The 24220-nt window shown below is 41.4% G+C and carries 22 protein-coding genes and 1 tRNA gene; 20 read left to right on the plus strand and 3 right to left on the minus strand.

Going from position 1 to position 24220, the window contains the following annotated elements:
* The first annotated feature begins 220 nt into the window (after positions 1 to 220).
* Entirely contained in the window at positions 221 to 982 is a 762-nt protein-coding gene (locus tag CSV70_RS05440) for an SDR family NAD(P)-dependent oxidoreductase (protein ID WP_085131118.1), read from the plus strand.
* Between the two features lie 448 nt (positions 983 to 1430).
* Here the strand turns inward: CSV70_RS05440 and CSV70_RS05445 are convergent, their stop codons facing one another.
* Positions 1431 to 3239 carry a helix-turn-helix domain-containing protein gene (locus CSV70_RS05445; RefSeq protein WP_085131117.1) on the minus strand — a complete coding sequence of 603 codons (1809 nt, stop codon included), beginning with the start codon at positions 3237 to 3239 and terminating at the stop codon, positions 1431 to 1433.
* A 238-nt stretch (positions 3240 to 3477) separates the two neighbouring features.
* Between CSV70_RS05445 and CSV70_RS05450 the strand changes: the two genes are divergently transcribed.
* The 14 genes from CSV70_RS05450 (at position 3478) to CSV70_RS05515 (ending at position 17182) form a co-directional block, all read left to right on the plus strand.
* Positions 3478 to 4617 (plus strand): acyl-CoA dehydrogenase, encoded by a 1140-nt coding sequence (locus CSV70_RS05450; RefSeq protein ID WP_085131116.1) that lies wholly within the window; start codon positions 3478 to 3480, stop codon positions 4615 to 4617.
* Between the two features lie 41 nt (positions 4618 to 4658).
* A complete protein-coding gene (locus CSV70_RS05455) occupies positions 4659 to 6626 on the plus strand; it encodes an acetate--CoA ligase (RefSeq protein WP_085131115.1) in 1968 nt (655 codons plus the stop codon).
* Between the two features lie 99 nt (positions 6627 to 6725).
* Positions 6726 to 8090, plus strand: a complete 1365-nt coding sequence (locus CSV70_RS05460; protein WP_085131114.1) for an acetyl-CoA carboxylase biotin carboxylase subunit — start codon at positions 6726 to 6728, stop codon at positions 8088 to 8090.
* Positions 8091 to 8107: 17 nt separating this feature from the next.
* Positions 8108 to 8320, plus strand: coding sequence for an acetyl-CoA carboxylase biotin carboxyl carrier protein subunit (locus CSV70_RS05465; RefSeq protein ID WP_232319192.1), 213 nt, complete (start codon positions 8108 to 8110; stop codon positions 8318 to 8320).
* A gap of 23 nt (positions 8321 to 8343) precedes the next feature.
* Entirely contained in the window at positions 8344 to 9249 is a 906-nt protein-coding gene (locus CSV70_RS05470) for a hydroxymethylglutaryl-CoA lyase (RefSeq protein WP_085131112.1), read from the plus strand.
* A 13-nt stretch (positions 9250 to 9262) separates the two neighbouring features.
* Positions 9263 to 10045 carry an enoyl-CoA hydratase gene (locus CSV70_RS05475; protein ID WP_099628366.1) on the plus strand — a complete coding sequence of 261 codons (783 nt, stop codon included), beginning with the start codon at positions 9263 to 9265 and terminating at the stop codon, positions 10043 to 10045.
* Between the two features lie 26 nt (positions 10046 to 10071).
* Positions 10072 to 11616: an acyl-CoA carboxylase subunit beta gene (locus tag CSV70_RS05480; protein WP_099628367.1), complete on the plus strand. Its 1545-nt coding sequence runs from the start codon at positions 10072 to 10074 to the stop codon at positions 11614 to 11616.
* Between the two features lie 612 nt (positions 11617 to 12228).
* The gene (locus CSV70_RS05485; RefSeq protein ID WP_099660914.1) at positions 12229 to 12621 is read left to right on the plus strand and encodes a VOC family protein; all 393 of its coding nucleotides are present in this window, start codon (positions 12229 to 12231) and stop codon (positions 12619 to 12621) included.
* A gap of 118 nt (positions 12622 to 12739) precedes the next feature.
* Entirely contained in the window at positions 12740 to 13168 is a 429-nt protein-coding gene (locus CSV70_RS05490; protein ID WP_099660915.1) for a VOC family protein, read from the plus strand.
* Between the two features lie 24 nt (positions 13169 to 13192).
* Entirely contained in the window at positions 13193 to 13420 is a 228-nt protein-coding gene (locus CSV70_RS05495) for an SRPBCC family protein (RefSeq protein WP_099660916.1), read from the plus strand.
* A gap of 60 nt (positions 13421 to 13480) precedes the next feature.
* Entirely contained in the window at positions 13481 to 13879 is a 399-nt protein-coding gene (locus CSV70_RS05500; protein WP_099660917.1) for a VOC family protein, read from the plus strand.
* Positions 13880 to 14209: 330 nt separating this feature from the next.
* Positions 14210 to 14701 carry a DUF2975 domain-containing protein gene (locus CSV70_RS05505; protein WP_099660918.1) on the plus strand — a complete coding sequence of 164 codons (492 nt, stop codon included), beginning with the start codon at positions 14210 to 14212 and terminating at the stop codon, positions 14699 to 14701.
* Positions 14702 to 14716: 15 nt separating this feature from the next.
* A complete protein-coding gene (locus CSV70_RS05510) occupies positions 14717 to 14947 on the plus strand; it encodes a helix-turn-helix domain-containing protein (protein WP_083032017.1) in 231 nt (76 codons plus the stop codon).
* Between the two features lie 282 nt (positions 14948 to 15229).
* A complete protein-coding gene (locus CSV70_RS05515; protein ID WP_099660919.1) occupies positions 15230 to 17182 on the plus strand; it encodes a hypothetical protein in 1953 nt (650 codons plus the stop codon).
* 76 nt (positions 17183 to 17258) lie between these two features.
* On the opposite strand, the gene CSV70_RS05520 is transcribed toward CSV70_RS05515, so the two are convergent.
* On the minus strand, positions 17259 to 18113 hold the full coding sequence (locus tag CSV70_RS05520) for a hypothetical protein (RefSeq protein ID WP_085131103.1): 855 nt from the start codon (positions 18111 to 18113) through the stop codon (positions 17259 to 17261).
* A gap of 343 nt (positions 18114 to 18456) precedes the next feature.
* Between CSV70_RS05520 and CSV70_RS05525 the strand changes: the two genes are divergently transcribed.
* The 5 genes from CSV70_RS05525 (at position 18457) to CSV70_RS05545 (ending at position 22512) form a co-directional block, all read left to right on the plus strand.
* Positions 18457 to 19215, plus strand: a complete 759-nt coding sequence (locus CSV70_RS05525; RefSeq protein ID WP_085131102.1) for a TerC family protein — start codon at positions 18457 to 18459, stop codon at positions 19213 to 19215.
* Between the two features lie 205 nt (positions 19216 to 19420).
* A complete protein-coding gene (locus CSV70_RS05530; RefSeq protein WP_099626811.1) occupies positions 19421 to 21178 on the plus strand; it encodes a choline/carnitine O-acyltransferase in 1758 nt (585 codons plus the stop codon).
* 25 nt (positions 21179 to 21203) lie between these two features.
* The gene (locus CSV70_RS05535; protein WP_085131100.1) at positions 21204 to 21863 is read left to right on the plus strand and encodes a DUF3885 domain-containing protein; all 660 of its coding nucleotides are present in this window, start codon (positions 21204 to 21206) and stop codon (positions 21861 to 21863) included.
* Positions 21864 to 21978: 115 nt separating this feature from the next.
* Complete coding sequence (locus CSV70_RS05540) at positions 21979 to 22377, plus strand: SET domain-containing protein (protein WP_085131099.1); 399 nt, start codon at positions 21979 to 21981, stop codon at positions 22375 to 22377.
* Between the two features lie 61 nt (positions 22378 to 22438).
* Positions 22439 to 22512, plus strand: a tRNA-Arg gene (locus tag CSV70_RS05545).
* Positions 22513 to 22612: 100 nt separating this feature from the next.
* Here the strand turns inward: CSV70_RS05545 and CSV70_RS05550 are convergent.
* Entirely contained in the window at positions 22613 to 24214 is a 1602-nt protein-coding gene (locus CSV70_RS05550) for an MFS transporter (RefSeq protein WP_158232284.1), read from the minus strand.
* Between the last annotated feature and the right edge of the window lie 6 nt (positions 24215 to 24220).

Genomic DNA, 24220 nt, shown 5'->3' on the forward strand with positions numbered 1-24220 from the left:
GTGTGATATTTTAATGCAATGCTAATGCATATACATAGTAAAAGGAAATAAAAGTCGAGGTTGATACTGAAAATTAGGATTGAAAATGGTAAGAGTGGTAGGCTGAGCTAGAAGAGTTAAAATAAATTTAAAGAATGATATTACCCAGAAATGATGGACACACATGACAATATTGTATGTAATTATACAAGAAAAATACTAAAGAAAAAGGTGTCGAGCTTTGGCTAATTTCGATGATCAAGTTGCGGTTATTACTGGAGCAGGAAGCGGTATAGGCAAGGAAATAGCGAGAAAATTAGGCCTTGAAGGAGCACACGTATACCTTTTGGATTCGGATGAATTCGCTTTAAACGAATCCTGCGACGAATTTAAAGCGTTACATATTTCTTACGAGAAGTTTATTGTCGAGACTACAAATGAATTTGATTTGGCTAAAGTGTTTAATGTAATAAAAGAAAGCTATGGAAAAGTAGATATTTTAGTGAATAACGATGAAACGATCTCTTATGAACTACTTTATAAAATGAACATAGACGATTGGAAGCACCTAACGAATGTTCATTTAAAAGGAGTGTTTCTTTGTAGTAAATATGCCCAGGAGCTTATGGTTGATAATTCATATGGTCGTATCATTAATCTATCTTTGGCATCTGCTATGGAAAATGATGGACAGGCAAATTATACTATAACAAAGGCCGGAATCCAGTGGTTTACGAAAAAATTTGCATTGGAACTTGGTCAATATAATATAACTGTGAATACAGTTATTCTAGGGTTTATAGAGACGGAGATGACGAAGTCAATTGCGGAAAAAAGTGGAGTCAACTATGAACAACTGAAGGAAGAAAAAAGAAGCCAAATACCAGTGAAGCGTGTCGGATTACCAAAGGATGCAGCGCATGCAGTCTGTTTCTTTGCGAGTAAACAGGCCTCATTTATTTCAGGGCAAGTTCTTTATGTTGCAGGTGGCCCAAAAATGTAAAGATAAAAGTACCTTTAAGGGGAGATTCTATGACAAGTGATTGGATTTGTGAAAGTTTTAATAGAATTTGTTTTGCACATTTTATTGGCTTGGAAGTCGACAATTTTTAAGAGAGAAATGTTAGATTAAAACTATCAGTAAGAGAGGAACTATTAAACCTATGCAGCGTTTAATTTCGTCTGCCCGGGACGTCATGAAAATGTATTAGAAGATAATGTAAATAGCGCTGTAAACGTTGAAAGATAACGTTTACAGCGCTTTTTATTGTGAGGTAAAACGGCAATTAGTATTTAAAAGTCCCCCCACGCGGGCATTGCCGTGCATAATCCCCCATATAGATTTTACCTTTGAAAATGTTTATGCTTACAAACTGCATTTTGTGAGGGAACAGGGAATTTATGCAGCCCAGCTCTTCAGATGAAAACGGTGACAAGGGACCCCTCCCTTGTCACCGTTTTATATAATGGTAAATAGTCCCTGCTAGCTGAATGTTAAATAATTGCTGGCCATCTGTCAGGTCCGTTGAAAGTATTTCTTCAATACGTTTCAGTCGATAATTCAGCGTGTTCGTGTGGACGTGTAGGGCGACGGCAGTTCGTTTGATGTTTTGGTTTTGACGCAAATAGGTAAGTAGTGTTTGCAGCAAATCCCCTTTCCGGGCTCGTTCGTATTGAATGAGCGGGCCGATGACTTCGTGGACGTAATCGAGTAGTTCTTCTTCTGAATTCTGTAAGATGAAGCGTTGGATACCAAGGTCTGTGTAGGACAGGGCGTGCTCTTCGAAATGGTAGTTTTTTATGAATGTGATGCATTTTTCAGCTTCTTTGAATGATTCGTGGGCAGTGGCAAGGTTTGGTTTCATTCTGCCGATGCCGATAGTGATGTCGAGTTCGCTGTATGTTTTTTCGATTTCCTGTTGCAAGTACAGGGCGAGTTGTTTTATGCTGCCAGCTGGATTTTCTGTTTGTAGCTTGGCAGGATAGGAAAGTAAGGCCGCGAGCTTGTTTGGATCGATGAGCGCGGTGCCTTGCGAGTTCTTTGTCAGGAAGCTATTATTTGTCATATGGAGTAGATTGTTAATGACGTTTTCGCTGATAGCTTCGCGCAGCAATTTGTCTTTGTTTTCGACACTGACAATGACGGCAATGTAATTGCGGTTCAAGTCGAATTGTAGATTTTTTGCTTGTTTCATTAATGTTTCATCGATTGCCTGGCCGGATAAAATTTTTGTCATGAATTCATTCTGTAGATGTTGCTGTGTTTCGTAGACAGCTTGTTCTTTGACGAGCTCGAGCGTGATGACCGTGCAGATATGTTCGAGCGCGTTGATTTCGGCTTCTCCGATTGGGTCTTTTGAGACGATAATGAGCGTACCGAGCGGCTTCATTTTCGATTGCAACGGCAGCGCGATGAATTGATAGTTTTCGATACCTAGCGTGATTTCGGAGACACTGTACGGGCTGTTGAGTGACTGGTCGTTCTGTTTCGCAAAGCTTAGCAGTTCGCACTTCAGCTCTTCTGAAACAGGTACACGGCAGGCAGAAGCGGTCAGTTCGCCTATTTCATCGAATAAGAAAATATGCTCGCCGATCGTTTTATAAATATAATCGATAATGGACTGGATACCTTCTCCGTTGACGACGAGATTGGCGATGTTGCGCTGCGTTTCGATCGAGCGGGACAGCAGCTGGACGGTCTTTTTCTCTTTATGATAAATATTCGATTTTTCGAGCGCGATGGCGGCTTGCTGGGCAATCGCTTCTAACAGCTGCATATCCTCTTTTTTGAAATGAAGCGATTTATCGAATGAATCAAGCGTAATGACACCGATGCAAATTCCTTTCAATAAAATTGGTGATGAAATGACTGAAGTGAAATGAAAATTATTGGAAATAGATTCGTCGAGCAGTGTCCGGTTGCAAGGAGTGAGTGTATCGAGCGCCTGTTTGATTTCTTCTTCGTTTTTAAACACTAGCCCCTTTTCCGCTTGAAACGTCATGCCCGTCATCGATTCGCTGCTGCTTAATTCAATCGATTTAAAGATTTGTGGATAAAACAAACCATGCGCTGATTTGGCCACCAGGCGCTGTTTTTGTTGGTCGAAAACCCAAATCGAACCGCCTCCTGCTGCGTCTACTGCGGAAATTGCTTCACCTATAATTAAATCAAAAATCGTTTCGATATCTAATGAAGAGTTAATCACAGTAGAAACATGAACAAGGGATTTGAGCTGTCGGTGAGTTAACGTGTCTTGCATAATCTATCATCCTAACTCCATAGTATTTTGCGTTTTTGTGTAAAACACACAAATTCTTTCGGAAAATCATACATAGATTTGATTATTTTTATTGTTTATAATTATAGATGAATTGGAAATAAAATGAAAGCAGTCCGGTTTAAAATACACGGACAAATGAAAGCGTTTGCAATCTGGGTGTTGGTAGGACGATATACGGCAATGACGGAATGTAAAAGAAGAATGGAGGGTATTGGATATGAATTTTGATTTGACGGATGAACAACAAATGGTGCGCAAGCTCGTTCGCGAGTTTGCGGATGCGGAAGTGGCGCCGGGTGCGGATGAACGCGATCGTACAGGAGAATTTCCAAAAGAGATTTTTGAAAAGTTTTCGGAGCTCGGCTTGATGGGGTTGCCTTTCCCAGAAGAGTACGGCGGTGGCGGAGCGGATACGACAAGTTTTGCTATTGTCACGGAAGAATTGAGCCGTGTCTGCGCATCGACAGGAATTACGTATTCTGCGCATATTTCACTTGGCGGAGCGCCACTTCATTTATTCGGCACACCGGAGCAGAAGGAGAAGTATTTGACACCGATTTGTACGGGTGATTCGTTCGGAGCGTTTGGATTGACGGAGCCCAATGCAGGATCTGATGCGGGTGGTACAGAAACGACAGCTGTTCTTGAAGGTGATGAGTGGGTCATTAACGGTTCGAAATGTTTCATTACGAATGCGAGCTATGCGAAACATCTTGCTGTGACGGCGATTACAGACCGCTCAAAAGGAACGAACGGCATCAGTGCATTTATCGTGCCGACTGATGCACCAGGGTTTACGGTCATTGCAAACTATGAAAAAATGGGACTTCATTCCTCAAACACGACGGAATTGATTTTGGAAAACGTCCGTGTGCCAAAAGAAAATCTGCTTGGCGAAATTGGAAACGGTTACAAACAATTTTTGGCGACGCTTGACGGAGGACGGATCGGCATCGGTGCGATGGCTGTCGGCATAGCGCAGGGAGCGTACGAGAGGTCACTGAATTACGCGCAGGAGCGCAAGCAGTTCGGTAGGAGCATTTCAAACTTCCAGGCGATTCAGTTCAAACTCGCGGATATGGCGATGAATATCGAACTAGCACGTAATATGGTATATAAAGCAGCATGGCTGAAAGATCAAGGCCGCTCATTCAAAAAAGAAGCGGCGTTTGCAAAATTATTCGCTTCTGAAATGTGCATGCGCGTTTGTGATCAAGCAGTGCAGGTTCACGGCGGCTACGGCTATATTAAAGAATACCAAGTTGAGCGTTTCTTCCGCGATGCCAAACTTTTAGAAATCGGTGAAGGCACGTCCGAAGTCCAGCGCATGGTCATTGCGAAACAGATCGGCTGCTGATTTTTAAATGGGTTTTAATGAATTGACAAAGGAGCGATTGAATGGATATTGAACGAGTTTTACAAGTAGCGGCGAATAGTAAACTTATTTATCCTAGTGAAGAAAAGACGCGCTCGACTTCGATCGGCAGCGCAGAAGCTTTTCAAGAACTTCTCCAGCAATCCCAGGAAGATCCGGCTGCGTTTTGGGATCAGCAGGCTCGTGAGCTCGAATGGTATGAACCGTGGACAGAGACGATCAGCGGCACGCTCCCTGATTTCAAGTTTTTCGTTGACGGTGTTACGAATCCGAGCATCAATTTACTCGACCGGCATATACATAACGGCGCCGGTAACCGGACAGCGCTCATTTGGGAAAGTGAGAACGGCGATTCGAAGTTTTACACGTATTCGATGCTTCTTGCGGAAGTGAATCGTTTTTCCAATGTGCTTCGGTCATTCGGTGTAAAAAAAGGCGATTGTGTCGCGATTTATCTGCCGAACTTGGCGGAAGCCGTCATCGCGGTACTCGCGTGTTTCCGCGTCGGGGCGATTTACAACGCAGTCTTTTCGGGCTATTCCGAGCGTTCTTTGTCCGATCGGTTAGCAAGCTTTGAACCAAAAGTCATCATCACAGCGGATGCGACAGTGCGTCGTGGCAAAGAAATCCGCTTGAAAGAAAAAGTCGATCAAGTGGCGCCGTCTACTTCTTCAGTTGAAGCGATCATCGTTGTTAATCGCATGGGCATCAATATCGATATGCAGGAAGGCCGCGATTACTGGTGGCATGAGCTGACGGAAAAAGCGAGCATCCATTGCGAACCGGAGCGCCTTGAAGCAAACGAAAGCGGAATCGTTTTCTATACGAGCGGCACGACGGGCAAGCCAAAAGGGATCGTGCATTCAGGGACGGCATTCGTCGTCCAGAACTATGTCTACGCGAAATACCATCTTGACCATCGAGATGACGACGTATTTTGGTGTACAGCGGATATCGGCTGGTTGACGATGCATATTTGGGGCATCGTCGGATCTCTTGCGAATGGGGTCACGACAGTCGTTTACGAAGGTGCGATTGATTATCCCGAGAAGACACGTTTTTATCAAATCATTGAAAAATATCGTGTCAATAAATTATTTACCGCTCCGACAGCACTGCGTATGTTGAAAAGCATGGGCGAGAAGCCGATCGAGCAGTTTGACTTATCATGTCTTGACGTAATCGCACTTGTCGGCGAGCCATTCGATGCGGAGACGTGGCACTGGACATATGAAGTGCTCGGCAAGAAAAAAGTCTATATTAACAATACGTGGGGGCAGACCGAAACAGCTGGCTCGCCTATTGCAGGAGCAGCATGGTTGACACCGATGAAACCGGGCTCTTCCGGCACGCAGTTTTTAGGTGCGGTGTTCGATGTCGTCAATGAAGCCGGCGAATCCGTGAAAGCCGGGCAGCTCGGCAACTTGATCATTAAAAAGCCATTCCCGATGCTATGTCGGACGATTTGGAGAGAGCCGGAACGCTACTACGGTTCATACTACAGCCAAGTCGACGGCAGCTACTACGCAAGCGATCTCGCGCTGATCGACGAAGACGGCTATATTTGGGTAGTCGGCCGTTCCGACGATGCGTTCAACGTCGCAGGCCACCGTTTGAGCACAATGGAAATGGAAAGCGCCGTGCTTGAATGTGCGGGCGTGGCGGAATGCGCAGTCATTGGGGTGCCGGATGAAATTAAAGGAGAAGTCCCTTTCGTTTTCGTTCGCCTTTCTGAAAATGTAGCAGACGGGCAGGAAGTCGTAGAGCGGATTAAAGAGAACATCGTCCGCCAGATCGGAAAAATCGCCCAGCCAAAAGAAATCGTCATAACCGACTCTCTACCGAAAACGGTGAGCGGAAAAATTATGCGCCGCTTGATTAAAGAAATCGTTACAACAGGCAAGGTAGCAGGTGATGTGACAGGACTTGAAGATCCGTCAACAGTTGCCGAACTTCAGAGCGTCATCGAAGCGAAAACTGTGGGGAAATAAATGAAAAGCGGAGCCGGTCTTTACGCGGACGGCCTCCTCATATCCTAAATTGATGTACATGAAAGCTTGATTACATGAAAAATTGAAAGGGTGAACGTCATGTTTAACAAGATTTTGATTGCGAACCGTGGGGAAATAGCGGCTCGTATCATGCGTACATGCAGAGCGCTCGGCATTAAAACGGTCGGTGTCTATTCGGAAGCGGATGCGGAAGCTGTCCACATCAAGCAAGCAGATGAAGCATATTTGCTCGGTGGACCGCGAGTAACGGAAAGTTATATGAAAATCGATAAAATTCTGGAAGCGGCGCATCAGTCGAAAGCAGAAGCAATCCACCCAGGCTATGGTCTGCTTTCTGAAAATGCCGAATTTGCGCGCCGATGTGAAGAAGAAGGATTCGTATTCATCGGGCCTTCTCCTACTGTTATTTCCGAAATGGGTAGTAAAATTGCGGCACGCGAGGCGATGGAAAAAGCCGGTGTTCCAGTCGTGCCGGGTGTCACTCGTTCGCTTGCAGATGCGGAAGAAGCGATCGAAGCGGCGGAGAGCATCGGTTATCCGGTTATGCTGAAGGCGTCTGCAGGTGGTGGCGGAATCGGTATGCAAGTCGTCTACAGCGCCGACGAAATCAGCAAAGCGTTCGAAGGCAATCAAAAACGAGCGGCTGATTTCTTCGGAGATGGCGCGATGTATATTGAAAAATTTGTTGAAAAGCCGCGCCATATTGAAATCCAGATTTTGGCCGACAATCAAGGAAATACAGTATACTTATGGGAACGCGAATGCTCAATTCAGCGCCGCCACCAAAAAGTCGTGGAAGAAGCGCCGTCTTCCTTCATTTCAGAAGAGACACGAAGAAAAATGGGCGAAGCGGCAGTTAAAGCGGCGAAGTCCATCGGCTATAAAAACGCCGGTACAATTGAGTTTTTAGTCGACGCAGATCAAAACTTCTACTTTCTTGAAATGAATACACGGCTGCAAGTAGAGCACCCGATTACGGAAGAAATTACGGGGCTTGACTTAGTGAAGGAGCAGCTTGATATTGCAGCGGGGAAAACACTTTCATTTACGCAGGAAGACGTCAAACGCGAAGGCCACGCAATTGAGGTGCGGATTTACGCAGAAGATCCGAAAACTTTTTTCCCTTCACCGGGGATAATTACGAAACTGGAGCTGCCTGAAGGACCAGGTATCCGCCATGAATTGGCAGTCCATGGCGAGTCAGTCGTCACACCGTTTTACGACCCGATGATCGCGAAACTAGTCATCAAAGGTAAAGACCGCGACGAAGCGATTGACCGGCTGCAAGAAGCGCTTTCGAATTACCATATCGAAGGCATCAAGACAAATATTCCGATGCTCCGGGAAGTAGCAGCGCATGAAGCATTCCGTTTTGGGGATACGACGACGGAATTTGTGGAAAAATATTTGACGAAGAAGAAAAAACAGAAACAAACGAAATGACTCTGGGAGGAATTTTTATGACAGAAATTACAGCAAGCATGGCAGGAAACGTTTGGAAAGTACTCGTGAAAGCAGGAGACGAAGTAGAAGAAGACCAAGACATCGCCATTTTGGAATCGATGAAAATGGAAATACCGATTGCTACTGATTTTGACGGTGTCGTAAAAGAAGTAAAAGTGAACGAAGGCGAATTCGTCAACGAAGGAGACGTCATCGCAGTCATTGAATAATTTCTGTTGAAGGAGATGAAACGATGAAATGGCCTGAAACGATTACGATTAAAGAAGTCGGGCCGCGCGACGGACTGCAGAACGAAAAAATCTTCATTCCGACAGAAGACAAAATCGTCTGGATTAATGAGCTCTCTAAAAGCGGCCTGACATCGATTGAAGTGACGTCTTTCGTCAATCCGAAATGGATTCCAGCGCTTGCGGACGCAAATGACGTGATGGCGGGCATTAATCGGGAGCCTGGGGTCTCTTACTCGGCACTCGTCCCGAACCGCCAAGGACTTGAACGGGCTTTTGCAGCGGATATCGATGAAGCGGCGGTGTTTATGTCGGCGAGCGAAACGCATAATTTGAAAAATATTAATAAAACGATCGCGGAGACACTACCTGTATTAAAAGAAATTGTCCAAGACGCGAATGCAGCAGGCAAGAAGACGAGAGGCTATGTGTCTACTGTGTTCGGCTGTCCGTATGAAGGCGTGGTAGATATGGAAGCGGTCGTCCGTGTGTCGGAGTCGCTGTTTGACATGGGTATTGACGAATTGTCGCTAGGCGATACGATCGGCGTTGCGAATCCGCGACAAGTCCAAGAAGTACTTGACGTGCTATTGAAACGTTTTCCGGCAGACAAATTGGCGATGCATTTTCATGATACGCACGGGACAGCTTTAGCCAATGTCCTAGCGTCGCTTGATATGGGCATTACGATATTCGATAGTTCGGCTGGCGGGCTCGGCGGCTGTCCCTACGCACCAGGTGCTTCAGGCAACGCGGCGACAGACGATGTATTGTATATGCTGCATGGTATGGGTATTCATACCGGCGTCGATGAAAAGAAAATTTTAGCAGCATCCGCGTTTATTCAAGAAAAAATCGGCAAGGCGCTTCCAAGTAAAAACTTGCAAGCTGCCGGTGCGCATGATAAGTGAAGGACGTGAATGAATGGGTAATAAAGTAGTATTAGAGAAGCGCAGCGACGGAATTGCGGTCATTTTATTGAATCGTCCGGAAGCGGCGAATGCATTATCAGTCGAGATGCTGAACGGGCTCTACGATGCGTTGCTGGAATGTCGCTATGACCGGGAAATCCGCGCTGTAATTATAACCGGTACCGGCGAAAAAGCTTTTTGTGCGGGTGCTGATTTAAAAGAACGCGCAGGAATGAATCTAGTTGATGTACGCAAGACAGTTTCATTAATCCGCCAGACGATTAACAGCGTTGAATCATTGCCACAGCCGGTCATCGCCGCAGTCAACGGCGTTGCGCTCGGCGGCGGGACAGAACTGGCGCTAGCATGCGACATCCGCATTGTAGCAGAGACGGCAAAGTTCGGATTGACGGAAACTTCGCTCGGCATTATTCCGGGAGCCGGCGGTACGCAGCGTCTTCCGAGATTGATCGGCAAAGGACGGGCAAAAGAGCTGATTTTCACAGCGCGTAGAGTTGAAGCGACAGAAGCATTGGAAATCGGGCTGGCTGAATATATGGTGGCGTCTGATCGGTTGATGAATAAAGCGCTTACTGTCGGGAGACAAATCGCAGCGAACGGCCCGCTGGCAGTTACGCAGGCGAAGTTCGCGATCGACCACGGCTATGACGTCGAACTACAGACGGGGCTCGCAATCGAACAGAACGCTTATGAAGTGACAATTCCTTCAAAAGACCGACTCGAAGGACTACAGGCTTTCAAGGAAAAACGCAAGCCTGTATATACTGGCGAATGATGAATGATCATTAGGGAGGCAAGACTATGACAACAGATACGAAATCTTTGCAGCAAGCATTGAATGAAAGAGTAGAGCAGATTGAAAAAGGTGGCGCGCAGAAATACCATGAGAAAAATGCGGAACAAGGGAAAATGTTCGTCCGGGATCGCTTGAAATTATTATTCGATTCAGATCTTGAAATCGAAGACGGCCAATTCGCGAACTGCATGGCGGGCGATCTTCCTGCTGACGGTGTTGTAACAGGAATGGGGAAGATTAACGGCCAAGTTGTTTGCGTCATGGCGAATGATTCCACTATCAAAGCAGGCTCATGGGGCGCACGGACAGTGGAAAAAATTATCCGCATCCAAGAAACCGCTGAAAAATTAAATGTGCCGCTCGTTTATTTAGTCGATTCAGCAGGCGCACGGATTACGGATCAAGTCGAAATGTTCCCGGGTCGTCGCGGTGCAGGTAAAATTTTCTACAACCAAGTAAAATTATCCGGCCGCATTCCGCAAATCTGCGTCTTGTTCGGGCCGTCAGCTGCTGGTGGCGCATATATCCCGGCGTTTTGCGATATCGTCATTATGGTAGACAAAAATGCTTCGATGTACCTTGGCTCACCGCGCATGGCGGAAATGGTCATCGGTGAAAAAGTAACGCTCGAAGAAATGGGCGGCGCGCGCATGCACTGCTCAACTTCTGGATGCGGCGATGTACTCGCAAAAAGCGAAGAAGACGCAATCACATCTGCGCGGAGATACTTATCGTATTTCCCGGCAAACTTCTCGGAGAAGCCACCTGTACGTGATGCAGTGGCGCCGAAACAGCTGGATAAGGCGCTGGAAGAAATCATTCCAAAAAATGAAAATGCTCCGTTTAATATGCACGACTTGATCAAAGGAATTATCGATGAAGATTCATTTTTCGAGATTAAGAAACTGTTTGCAGGCGAGCTCATTACTGGCCTTGCGCGCATCGACGGAAAAGCAGTCGGTATTATCGCGAACCAACCGCGCGTTAAAGGTGGCGTGCTATTCCACGACTCTGCCGACAAAGCGGCAAAGTTCATCAACCTTTGCGACGCATTCCACATTCCGCTGCTATTCTTAGTTGACGTGCCTGGATTCATGATTGGTACTAAAGTAGAACGCGCAGGCATCATCCGCCACGGGGCGAAAATGATTTCTGCGATGTCAGAAGCGACAGTACCAAAAATTTCCGTCATTGTCCGCAAAGCATACGGCGCAGGGTTGTACGCCATGGCAGGCCCGGCATTTGAACCGGACGCGTGTTTAGCACTACCATCCGCTTCCATCGCGGTCATGGGGCCGGACGCAGCGATCAACGCAGTCTACGCAAATAAAATCGCCGCGCTACCTGAAGAAGAGCGTGCAGCTTATATTGAAGAGAAGCGCAACGAATACAAAGAAGATATTGATATTTACCATTTAGCTTCCGAAATGATTATTGACGGCATCATCCCGGCAGATTCACTGCGCGTTGAGCTGATTACGCGTTACGAAGCGTATGCGACGAAATATATCCAGTTTACAGACCGTAAGCATCCGGTTTATCCGGTGTGATTTAAGGTGATTGGCTCTTTGTCACCGAGAGAGGCTTTTAATTAAATATTCAAGTGTCTAATTAAGTAAGTTTATATTTCATTGGAATTGGTAGACAAAATATACACACACAGTGCGCAAACTATCGCATTTTCTCATGTCCTTTTGGGACGTAATAAAGTGAAATCTAGATACGAATTAAAAAAGCATGGTAACATTGTTAAGTCAATGTCTACCGTGCTTTTTGTATGACACTTCAATTAGTCACGTTAACATGTTAAATCATATGATATAGACATTATTTTGACAGCTAAAGATAGTGTAAAAGATCTCGTTCCATTATTGAAAAAAGAAAGAAAATGCAACGAGTTATAGTTCTCAATAAAATAAATAAACATGGACTAGTTGCTCTTAAACTAGCAATCGAGTCTTTAGAGAGCCATCTTAATTCATTAGTAAAGCGATTTTACTGGTAAGACAATTTGCGAAATAGTACCCTTTAATAGTAGTGAGGGATAGAAGGCACACGAGGAAGACATACTACAGACAAATTGAAAATGAGAATGATTGAATATACATAGTGAAACATGTTGTGTATGAAAAAAGAATTGAATAAACAGAAGGAGGAAAAGGATGGGAAGAGTGGTTCACTTTGAAATTCACGTAGACGACATGGAAAGGGCACAAAAGTTTTATGGAGATGTATTCGGATGGACTTTTCAGGACTGGAGTGAGTATGCAGGGATGCCTTATTACGGAACAGTGATTGGTGATAGTGAGCTTGGAGTGGATGGAGCCTTGATGCAACGTCAAGGTCCGCGTCCCGAACGTAACCAACCACTAAATGGCTATGCTTGTACTATGGGAGTCGATGATTATGATTCGACTGAAGTGAAAATTCTTGATGGCGGAGGTAGTGTTGTCTTACCCAAATACGCGTTGCCAGGAATGGCTTGGCAAGGCTATTATTTGGATACCGAGGGTAATATTTTTGGACTTCATCAACCAGATAAAAACGCAAAATAATTAGGTTGTTTTACGGGGGATATGATCTTAAACGACAGTGTTGTTTTGTAATGATGTTAATTGGTTTATTTGAAGATCAATGTAATTAGTTTTGATTATTTTAAAGGAGTGGTGAAGTATGGCTGTCGATATTTATTTAACGTTTAATGGAAATTGCCGTCAAGTTGTTGAATTTTACACAGAGGTTTTTGAAACAGAAAAACCTGATATTATGACTTTTGGAGATCAACCTCCAAATCCAAAATACCCTCTTCCAGAAGAAGCCAAAAACTTAATTATGCATACGCGTTTAGCTATTGAAGGAAGTACTGTGATGTTTTCGGATACGTTCCCTGGTTCTCCCTTTACGCTGGGCAACAATATAAGCCTAGCTTACCAATGTGACGAAGCGGAAAAGTTAAAAATGATTTACGAAAAACTCAAAGAAGATGGAACAGTTGGGATGGAGCTCCAAGAGACTTTCTGGGCAAAACTTTATGGTAGTGTCACGGATAAATTCGGTGTAATTTGGCAATTGAGTTTAAACAATGAAGACGCAACGTATTAATAGCGATTTATCTGGATGCCAGAAATGAGCGATTTAGAAGATACAATAACAGTTGATCTTAAAGAGCTCGAGCAAGGCTGCGAGATGACATTCACACAATTGATTCATGTGGCTCAAGAAGTGAATTGGACAGAGTCCGAAATCGAAACAGCCCGTAAAGAAATGCATGATGGCAGTGAAGTTGGCTGGAATTATATGTTTATGGGACTTAAGGAATTAGTTGAAACAGGTAAAGTTAGCTACAAAGGATAGAAAATGTCGTTGCAATAGGGAAGCGAAAATAAAGTTTATCTATAGAAAGGGAAGTTATACATGAAGGACGTAAAACCATTTTTAATGTTTCAAGGCGGTACTGCGGAAGAAGCTATGAAATACTACACTTCACTCATTGAGGACTCAGAAATTAAAAGCATTACACGATATGGAGCTGAAGGACCTGGTGAAGAAGGTACAGTTATACAAGCAGTGTTTTCTTTAAAGGGACAAGAGTTCATGTGCATCGACAGCCATATTGATCATGAGTTTACGTTTACACCATCTTTTTCTATTTATCTAACGTGTGATACTGAAAAAGAAATTGACAGTCTTTATGAAAAAATGATGCAAAACGGTACCGCGCTCATGCCTTTAAATAACTATGGGTTCAGTAAAAAATTCGGATGGCTGAATGATCAGTTCGGAATTTCTTGGCAGTTGAACTTACCAGAGTAATTTAATTGCGAGATAAATTATAATCAGTTGCGAAACTGATAATATAAACGCTTTAACTAATTTTTATAGCCATACTACTAAACAGTAAAGTACTGACCCCGTTTATTACATATAAATGGGGTCAGCTTTTTTGTTGAAATGATAGTATATGTAAGCTTATTGAATAAATATCTGGCTTCTGACTATTTGTCTACGTTGAAAGCTTACAAGCAGTTACCATACATACTAGTCAATAAAAGTGGATTGTTTATCAATGTTTATTTATTGATAAACGATAAATCACATGGTAAAGTGTAATTTACACTATAGAAGTTAAGTGAGGTGCTTTTTATGAAACGAGGAACAACACTATTTTTAAAGATAGCTGTCATTTTAATTGGTATTCCAGTTCTTGCTTTGTGTATATTTTTGTTACCGCAGTTAGCAATTGAAGCAAAGGATGCTACGGAAAGAGGGTGGAATTTTGCTTATGCGGTATATAGTATTTTACTAGTCGTCTATATTTCCGTGATTCCATTTTATTTTGCGTTGTACCAAACCTTTAAACTACTAAACTTTATTGATAAGAACCAAGCTTTCTCTGAGTTATCTGTTAGGGCTTTAAAGAAAATCAAATACTGTGCGATCATAATTAGCGGCTTATATATAGTGGCCCTTCCATTCGTCTTTATCATGGCAGAGATAGACGACGCCCCTGGTCTTGTAATAGTCGGAATGATTCCTATTTTTGCATCCATGGTGATTGCAGTCTTTGCTGCTGTTCTCCATAGGCTTTTAAAAGAAGCGATAGATATAAAAGAGGAAAATGATTTAATAGTCTGAGCAGAGGTGAATGACATGGTAATCATAATCAATATCGATGTGATGTTGGCCAAAAGAAAAATGAGTGTTACAGAACTTTCCGAGCGTGTTGGAATTACAATGGCAAACATTTCAATACTGAAAAATGGAAAGGCGAAAGCGATTCGACTATCGACTTTGGATGCGATTTGTAAGGCTTTAGAGTGTCAGCCAGGCGATATATTAGAATACAAAATGGATGAAGATACTGTAAGTCCAGTAGATTAGAAAAAAAAGACATTTCAACTGCAGACGGTTAATTTAACAAGTTATAATAAAAAAGTTTAAAGATATAGAGCATTTCCTATCTTAAGGAAATGCTCTATATCTTTGTCTTTAATAAAATATATGTAGATAACCGTTGATGTTCATTTTTTGAAACTGTAATTCTAGGTAGAGAAAAAAGGGTAATCGCGATATGATAAGGATAGCTCAAACTTTATTATTCTTAAAATGAAGTTTGTTATTCGTACAGATCAACACGTTGGCAGATGTTAAGGGGGAAATAGTTTGGATATTTATCAGGAATTTTCAGCCCGGCATTTTGGGGCTTATTTAGATTCAGAAGAGTTTTTGGATTATATGTTGCGTCAGTGGTTGCTTAAAGGGCGTCACTTAGATGTTTGTCATGTCATCGACCATCCTTCCTTTACAAAAGTGATGAATGCATGTAGGGAAGATGAACGATACGCATTACTTGTGGAACTATCTGACTTGTATGAAAGTGAGATTACACTAGCGAGTCAATACAATGAAACATTACTAGCGCTAGCTTATGGTGAAGATTTCGATCCGTTTGAGCTGGATCAGGATACAAGGGCAAAAGGGGATTGGCGATACCATCTTTGGTTCTATTTCTTTAATAACGAAGGACATGTCGCGGAATCTTGGCAGCTGTTCAATTCAAAAATATATCCGTTATGCGCAACAATGAATAATACACGTGCTGATCATATGCAGACGCTTGCTAGGTACTTTAATGAACTTAGTGTACTGATGGATAAAACGCGTGATCCGGATATTTTGGAGAGCGTGACGAAAAAGACCATCATGAATCTATACGATCTGTTTTTACAAGTGGTTCATAATGGTACAATGATTGACTTTGCAACAAAGCGAAATTTTTGTGAACGCTTGATTCATATGATGAAATACAAAGAGATGCACAGTATTGGTCTGGAATTCTATATTACATTCAAAGATCTATTCGACTTGAATGATATTCCAACTGTCATTAGCTTGGTGAACCTTTCTAAGTCCGCATTTGATTACCACGCGGTTCATGTTCTGCACGGTGATTTGCAAGCAATTCAATATCGCATCGAAAAATATAAAGGGGATATCGTTTCTCAACTAACGAAGATTTCCGAATACATATTACGAATGAAAAATGTTATTGAAGAGCAACATGGTGGAAAGATTCATGAAGATTCCTTTATACAAGCTGATTTCAATTTTTTCTTTTATGAATGTGGAATTGAAGAAATGTGTACAGCGAAGTTTTCTGAATTACCATTTGAAGATCAAGACGCCATATTAAGAAATTTACTGAACGCAATGATTTGCTTTTATAAAGCGGATAAGACATTAACGTCAGAAGAAGGCAACACAAAAGAACCAGCCTTGAATTTATTGATCGGCTGGGAATTAGGCAATGAAGGCATGAAGTTAAGAAACCGTGTTCTATCTTTGGTACCTACTGTAGGAATCGAATACCGCGAAATTATGATTTCAGATGCCTTGATTCAATTAGATGATTTTCTGACTGAGTTCTACTTAAATGATTTATCTCCGAATGTGGAAGCAATCATACAAAAGTCTGAGCAATATGATCTAGAACCAATCAATTATAAACAGGCATTGACACTGCTGGAAGAGACCTTTACATCACTTCATTCTCATAGTACGCTGATTTTCAGTGAGGAAGAGAAAGAACGCTTTGATAGAGCGGGAAAACAATGGCCTCGTTTGTTGAAATCTAACGAAGTGAAACGACTCTTAACGATTGCTGAAGTGAAATGGCGTGAATTGGAAAATGACTTTCAGCCGGATATTCAACAGTCCAGTCAAAAAGCCACTTTTATTATAGCTGATTATGTAAAGGCAGTGGAAGAGTTCATAGGGCATGTTCTAGTTAGTAATAGAGCAACCAAACAGACGATGCCTTTAATAGATGTAGCGATGCCTGAATCAGGACTAACCTCTGTCGAAGTCGGAAGTGAAGAGTACTACCACTATGTCACGCTTGGTAGTTTCTATCATTATCTTAGCGCAAACGGTACTAGTCTACTGAGAAAAAATGTAGATAAAGTAAAGGTTATTGAGTACCTCACACATTGGGTGAATAGTATTCGTACATCATCGTTCGGTCAAATAGATGAGTTAAAAATCGAAACCGCACAAGTCTTAAGAAGAGAAACTATTGTTTTACTAAGGCGTTTGGTTGCGGACTTGGCAGATTAATCCTCAAGCTACAATCGACCGTTGAAACGTCAAAATGAAAGAACACACAAAACCGCATAGGTTTTGTGTGTTCTATTTATTGTACTTCTAAATAGGCATTTCGGATTGTCAAATATTGACCGTTCGTTATGTCGATAGACGTTTCACCTTCAACTACGTCACTTACGAGAAGATCCATCATATCCTGTCGGCTATTTTTACTAATTTCATAAAAACCTATATCGCTTTGATCATCTGCCAACAAAGTATAAGAGCCAGCGGGGAGATCGGTACCCACTTTGTATTGGCCGTCCTTATATATTCCATTTGCTGGTTTTATACTAGGTGCGGAAGCTGCAGGATACATTTCTCCACCTTTTAATGTAAAATATTCTCCTTCGCGTAATGTTACATAAGTGTGGGAACGTCCATCCAGTGCAACGTTAAATACAATACTTTCGGGATTTCCTGATTGATCTTTTGTATTTTCCAGCAGTGTAATACCGTTAGAGAAAACTAGGTATTCTCCTTGGGCGATGTCGGTTCCTACCTGATACGTACCGTCCGTTATAGGAGTCGTAGTTGACGGGATAGTTTGTTTTTCTGGTTTAGCTGGCTTGGGTATGGTTTTTGATGACTGCGCCGAAGATGCATCTTGACCAGTGGTGGATTGCCCTGTAGACGGTTTCGTCGACTGTTCTTTTATTGGTTTTTCAGGTTCACTTACATCTTTTTCAGTTTCATTTATTTCATGTTGTTCCTTCTTGGGATCTTCTGTGAGTTTAGGTTCATCAGCTTGCACCGTTGATTTGTCTTGTATCAAAGTTTCTGTTAACGCTGGCTTGTCTATTGTAGTTTCTGATGTTTCTTTATTGCTCACAATGGCGATAATTAGCGCTATTAGTAATACGGCTGCACTAGCTCCAGACCACCACAATTGTTTTTTATTCATATAGTATGTAACCTCACTTTTTATATTGTATTTATATGATACCTGATATTCCTTTACATAATCTACCTATTAGCTTTCATGTTATATAGAAAAAATGATTGTTTATTTTCGTTAAGTGGTATATTACTTTCCAATTGACTATTCACGTGCTAAACTACAAGTACAACTTAATAGACTTTGACTTTTTGTCAAAGGGGAGTAGCTATAGGGAAACCTATTTTGCAATCGTCAGTACATGGTTTAATACCATCGGTTGTAATAGCAAAATTTTGCTTAGCGAGACCTTTGCCTTTTATTAGGCAATGGTCTTTTTTTGTTGGCAAAAATCTGAGGAGGACGATGAATGGAAGCAATTTTATTGGAGTATGCATGGGTTTTGTTAGTATTGGTCGTGTTGGAAGGATTATTAGCTGCAGATAATGCAGTAGTTATGGCAGTTATGGTTAAACACTTGCCAAAAATGCAACAAAAGAAAGCTTTGTTCTATGGATTAATCGGAGCATTTGTATTCCGATTCGCAGCGCTTTTCATGATCACATTATTAGTGAATGTATGGCAGATCCAAGCGCTCGGGGCGGCGTACTTACTGTTTATCGCAATCAAACATATTTACGATCAGAAAAAGGTAAAAGAACATTCCATTGAACCGGAAGCGACTAAGGGTTCTGGTTTTTGGATGACCGTATTAAAAGTAGAATTAGCAGATATAGCTTTCGCGGTGGATTCAATGCTTGCTGCAGTGGCGTTGGCCATCACATTGCCTCCATTAGGAGATATGGTGATAGGTGGAATTAACGGAGGTCAGTTTAGCGTCATGTTGGCCGGTGGGTTAGTCGGACTCGTCATTATGCGATTCGCTGCTCATAAGTTCGTCCAGTTGCTAGCTAATTATCCGCAATTAGAGACAACTGCTTTCGTTATTGTCGGATGGGTAGGAGTCAAGTTGACCGTCCTTACATTAGCACATGAAAAATTAGGGTTCTTACCACTTGATTTTCCACATTCAACTGAATGGAAACTGATTTTCTGGGGAGTTTTAGTGGCCATTGTAGTAATAGGTGCTCTAATTAGTATTAAGAAAAAACGAGCACTGGAAGTATAATGTCTAGTTTTTTCCCGGTGGATTAGGTGTTCATTATAAGTAAGCGAATTCTCGATTAAGATAAGAATCTTCCATTAAATAAGATGGGAGATTCTTTTTTGTGATATTCTGTATAGTATAGTTATATATCATCCAATATAAAAATATTAATATTATGTAAAAAAGTGTAGGCAATATAATCGAAAGGGGTTTCCTCTTACTATTGATGACATTCAAATTCCAAGAACATTTACCCCGAGTACCGATTCCTAAGCTCGTAGATACAAAACATAAACTGCTAGAAGCGATTGAAGCATTAGTTAGTGAAGATGAATTCAAAGAGACAAAGAAAATAATTCAACAGTTTTTTGAAGAAAGCGGGGAAGCGCAAATACTTCAAGAAAAGCTTCAGATTTGGCAAGAAGATTTTGCAGGCAGTTGGCTAAAACCTTTTTGGGATAATGTATATCTGGCATCTCGCGACCCGTTACATACAAGCAGTAATTTTAATATTTTACTCGACAATCAACAGTATCAAGTACTGACAATAGCAGAGTTAGCTGGCAAAGTGAGTCGCTTCGTAGCGGAGTTTTATCATTCGATCATGGATGAAAAAGCCGCACCTGAAATAATTCGGGGTATTCCGCTCGACATGAGCCAATACCCTAACATCTTCCGATCAGTTCGAATTCCTAAAGTTCACCGGGATAGACATTACGTCGCGGAATATTCGAAAGTAGAGAATCATATTAGCCTGTTGACTAATGGCAACATCTACTCAATTCCTGTAACCAATCAACGAGGTATGATTTATTCCAGTGAGGCATTATCTAATGTAATTGAAGAGATCCTCTCATTAAACGAACTGAAAGGAAATAATGTAGGGATATTCACTACTGCAATTAGAAATAAATCAGCGGATATTTATCGCCAACTTTCAGTAACTAAAGTCAATGCTGAAAGTTTGCAAAGCATAGCGAATTCACTAGTTGTACTATCTATAGATAAAGAAAGTGCAAATTCTGATGAAGCGATACAAAATCTATTACTGAGCGGCAAAAATAAATACTTTGATAAGACATTGCAAATCGTCATTACTAAAGCGGGTGAGCTAGGTTACTGTGTGGAGCATTCGGCAGTGGATGGAACTACGATTTTTGCGGTAATACAATATGTACAAGATCAGCTCACTTCAACTAATATGGAAAGCATGGAAACAGAAGAGCTTCCAAAAGCGAAAAGGCTAGACTGGCTACTCTCGGCTGAGTTACTGGAAGAGCTCCGTACTTTGGAAATAGAAAATAAAAAAACCATTCAAAATTATTTTATTCAAGTACAAAACTTTGATGCGTTTGGTATCGATGAAATAAAACAACTTGGATTCAGTCCGGATTCATTTTTCCATATGGCGCTACAAGTAGCCCAATATAGGACTTTTTCTACGATGCACAGCACATATGAAGCGGTGTCGATGCGTTCTTTCAAGGAAGGAAGAACCGAATGCATACGTCCTTCATGTACGGAAAACTTAACATTGGCTAAAGCGATAGTAGAGGAACAACTAGAACCTCGGCTAGTATATCGATTAATGCAAAATGCAAGTACTGCACATTCCGTTCGTTTAAATAAAGCACGAAAAGGGTTTGGTGTGGAAAGACATCTATTTGGATTACAACAAATTTTTTTCATGTTTGGAGATGAACTTGGGATTGAAAAAACACCTGCACTATTTTCTGATCCCGGCTATTTAAAGATGCATCATGATTTTATTTCCACTAGTAATATGACACATCCACAAGTCAAAAGTTGTGTGTTTGGACCAGTAGTAGAAGATGGCTATGGAATTTTTTATGTCTTATTGAAGAATCGATTGATAGTAAACTTTTCCAGTTTTAGCCGTGATGAAGAGGATACCAAGCTTCTTGCAAGAAATCTTGATGGAGCGCTGAAAGAACTGAGAGATATCGCATTAGCTGTCAAGTAAGGCATGTATACTGGAGAGTGAAATAATGAAAGCTTTAGAATTATATTTAGCGGAAAATTTCTCTGGGATTGAACTGGCTCCTGCTCTATTTTACGAAACTAAAAGCGCTATACGCTTTGAAATTTCAGCATCTATTGCATTTGATGAACCAGATTTTTTAAAACAAGCATTCCATCGCTCCAGTACTTTATTCGAAGCGGTATTTGAAGACGAAGATGAAATTATACTAGTCACAGATGTTCATACAACCAATCATTTTCTACGTAAAAAACCGTTGAATGTCTATTCCAAGTATGTAAAACGAAAACAATTGCTATATACATTACGATTTTCTACGATTCCTAATTTCCATGGTGATGAGGAAGAAAAGCTTGTAACGCATCGTTTTTCACTTTCTTGTAAGAGACAGGATATTCGATATAAACAATTGCTGAAAGCGATTTGTTACGAAGATTTCGACAGTCCCACAACAATTTTAAAACAGAATTCTGGAAGTGGTTATGATATATTTTTTATTAATCAATCAAAGAATATTATTTATCACCTATATGACGATCGCGGGTGTGATATCATAGCGTCTGATAGGGAGTCCATTCGCTTTCTCTATGAACAATATACTGACTGGATTCTTGATTATGATAAGCAGGAAGTGGATAAAGACTTTTCGTTACACAATGAAAGCTAAACTCTATTCCCAGAAGGATAGAGTTTAGCTTCTAGTTTAAGAAAAGAAATCAGCAATTTGGTTGAATTAATGGTATACTTGCCAAGTATAATTTACAGGCGAGTAGGTGAAAGATGTGATAGAAGTAAAACTTTCTCCAATTGGCGAAGGGGAATTCAATAGGGGCGTATTCGCGAAATGCGATATCAAAAAAGGGCAGCTGTTACACGAGGCGCCAGTGATTTCCTATCCAAATGAACAACATCAACATATTGAAAAAACCGTTCTAGCTGACTATGCTTTCGAATATGGAGAAAACCATACGGCTGTCCTGCTTGGCTACGGAATGTTATTTAATCATTCCTATGAACCAAATGCGACCTATGATATTAATTTTGATCATCATACATTTGATTTCTTTGCATACAAAGATATTAAAGCTGGAGAAGAGATTTTGATCAACTATAATGGCGATGTTGACGATGAAGAGCAATTATGGTTTAATGACGATTATGATGGTACAGCTAACGATTAATCATAAGCATGAGAACACTTTGAATCAGCATATGGATCGAAGTGTTTCTCATTTCTATCATGTCCTAGTAGCTCAGCTGGATAGAGCAACGCCCTCCTAAGGCGTAGGTCGGGGGTTCGAATCCCTTCTGGGACGTAACAGAGTGAAAACGGAACTCAATTAAAATAAAACGAATGATTGTAAACGTTGAAGTGAAACGTTTACAATCATTCGTTTTTTAGTGTGTATTATAAGATTAATTTGTTTTCAAACTCTCATCAAGAGGAATAGCTGCAATCACAGTGGCGGTTTCTTTCTTCTGTGGAATCATCATGACTAGTAACAGAATTACAACGAAGAAACCAGCCACTGTGTATGATAGATTTTGAACAGCTTCAGTTGCTCCTTGTCCGAGAGCTGTTGATATTAGATCTTCAAATTTTATACCTAACGTAGTTAGTTCAGTAGCTAAGGCTTCACTAATTGTTGCGCCATTTGTAACGGCAGCCTGTTCTACTGCACCCATTAACTCTGGGGATACGCCAGCATCTGTTGCTTGTTGTACTAAAGATGAGGTTTTTGCATTGCTATTAAAATGAGAGAACATTACTATACCTGTTGTGGAACCAAGTGGAGCTCCAAAATCCCGGACAATAGCCAATAACCCAGAACCGGATCCATATTTTGTAGAAGGTATATTTTGTAAAGCGAATTTGATAATAATGGCCGTCGCGGCACCGATACCGAAAAACGCTGCTATCAACAGGATTGTAGAAATAGGTGTAAATGCATCGATTCTTGTAAATAAAATCATTGCGACTAATGGGAATGTGAAAGTAGCAATTAATAGCTTTTTGTTGTTCAATTTATCGGCCAACTTACCTACAATTAAACCACCAATTACTGCTGCACCAGAGTTGAACATGAAAAATAATCCACTATGAGCAACATCACCGTCAGGACGCAAAGTGAGGAAGAAGCTCATTGAATATAGCAACAATTGCATAGCAGCTGTATAAATTAAATAAATCAAAATGATTATTGCAAAAGCTTTCTTCTTTAATAAAGATAATTCTATAATGGGGTTTGCAATTCGGTTGCTATATATCCAGAGAAGGAAAATAGTTAGCAGACCCGCTCCTAAAGTAATGAGTGTAATTGGAGACGTAAATCCAAACTGTCCAACTAGTGTAGAGACAGATAAAATAGTCCCCGCAATAATAAACAGCATCATACTGCCTAAGTAATCTAATTTACCTGTTACAACACCTTTTGACTCTTTAACGAAGATTAAAATAACAATAAAACCAAGTGTAGCTAAGCCGCCACTAACCCAATAAATGACGGGCCAACCATAAACTTTGATTAAAAACCCAGCAAGTCCTGCGCCTAACATAGCACCAATCGCTTGGACAGAGTTGAAAACTCCAGATGCCATCCCCCGTTTATCCTCTTGGAAGATTACACCGATAAATGCAATGACGATCGGGAAAATACAAGCTACACCAACGCCTTGGAACATTCTAGCTACAATTAAAAAAGAAAACGTTGGGCTAACCGCTGCAGCAAATTCAGAAATTGCGAAAATGAGCATGCCTATTAGTAGTACTTTTTTACGTCCATATTTATCTGCCAACCTGCCCGTTATTGGATAGAGGGTAGCCGACATAATATAAAACGATAAAACAATAAGGCCTGCTAAATGAGAAGGGATTTGAAAATGCATAGAAATAACAGGTACAGCAGGTGCTTGGAAAGCCATAGCTTCAACTGCAATAAAGGCACTAAATACTAATGCGAGATATTGTATCCATTGTTCTTTTGTTGTCTTACTTGCTTTAGTTACAGTTACGTCCATTTTACT

The organism is Sporosarcina sp. P25, from assembly GCF_002743235.1.
Taxonomy (GTDB): Bacteria; Bacillota; Bacilli; order Bacillales_A; family Planococcaceae; genus Sporosarcina; species Sporosarcina ureae_B.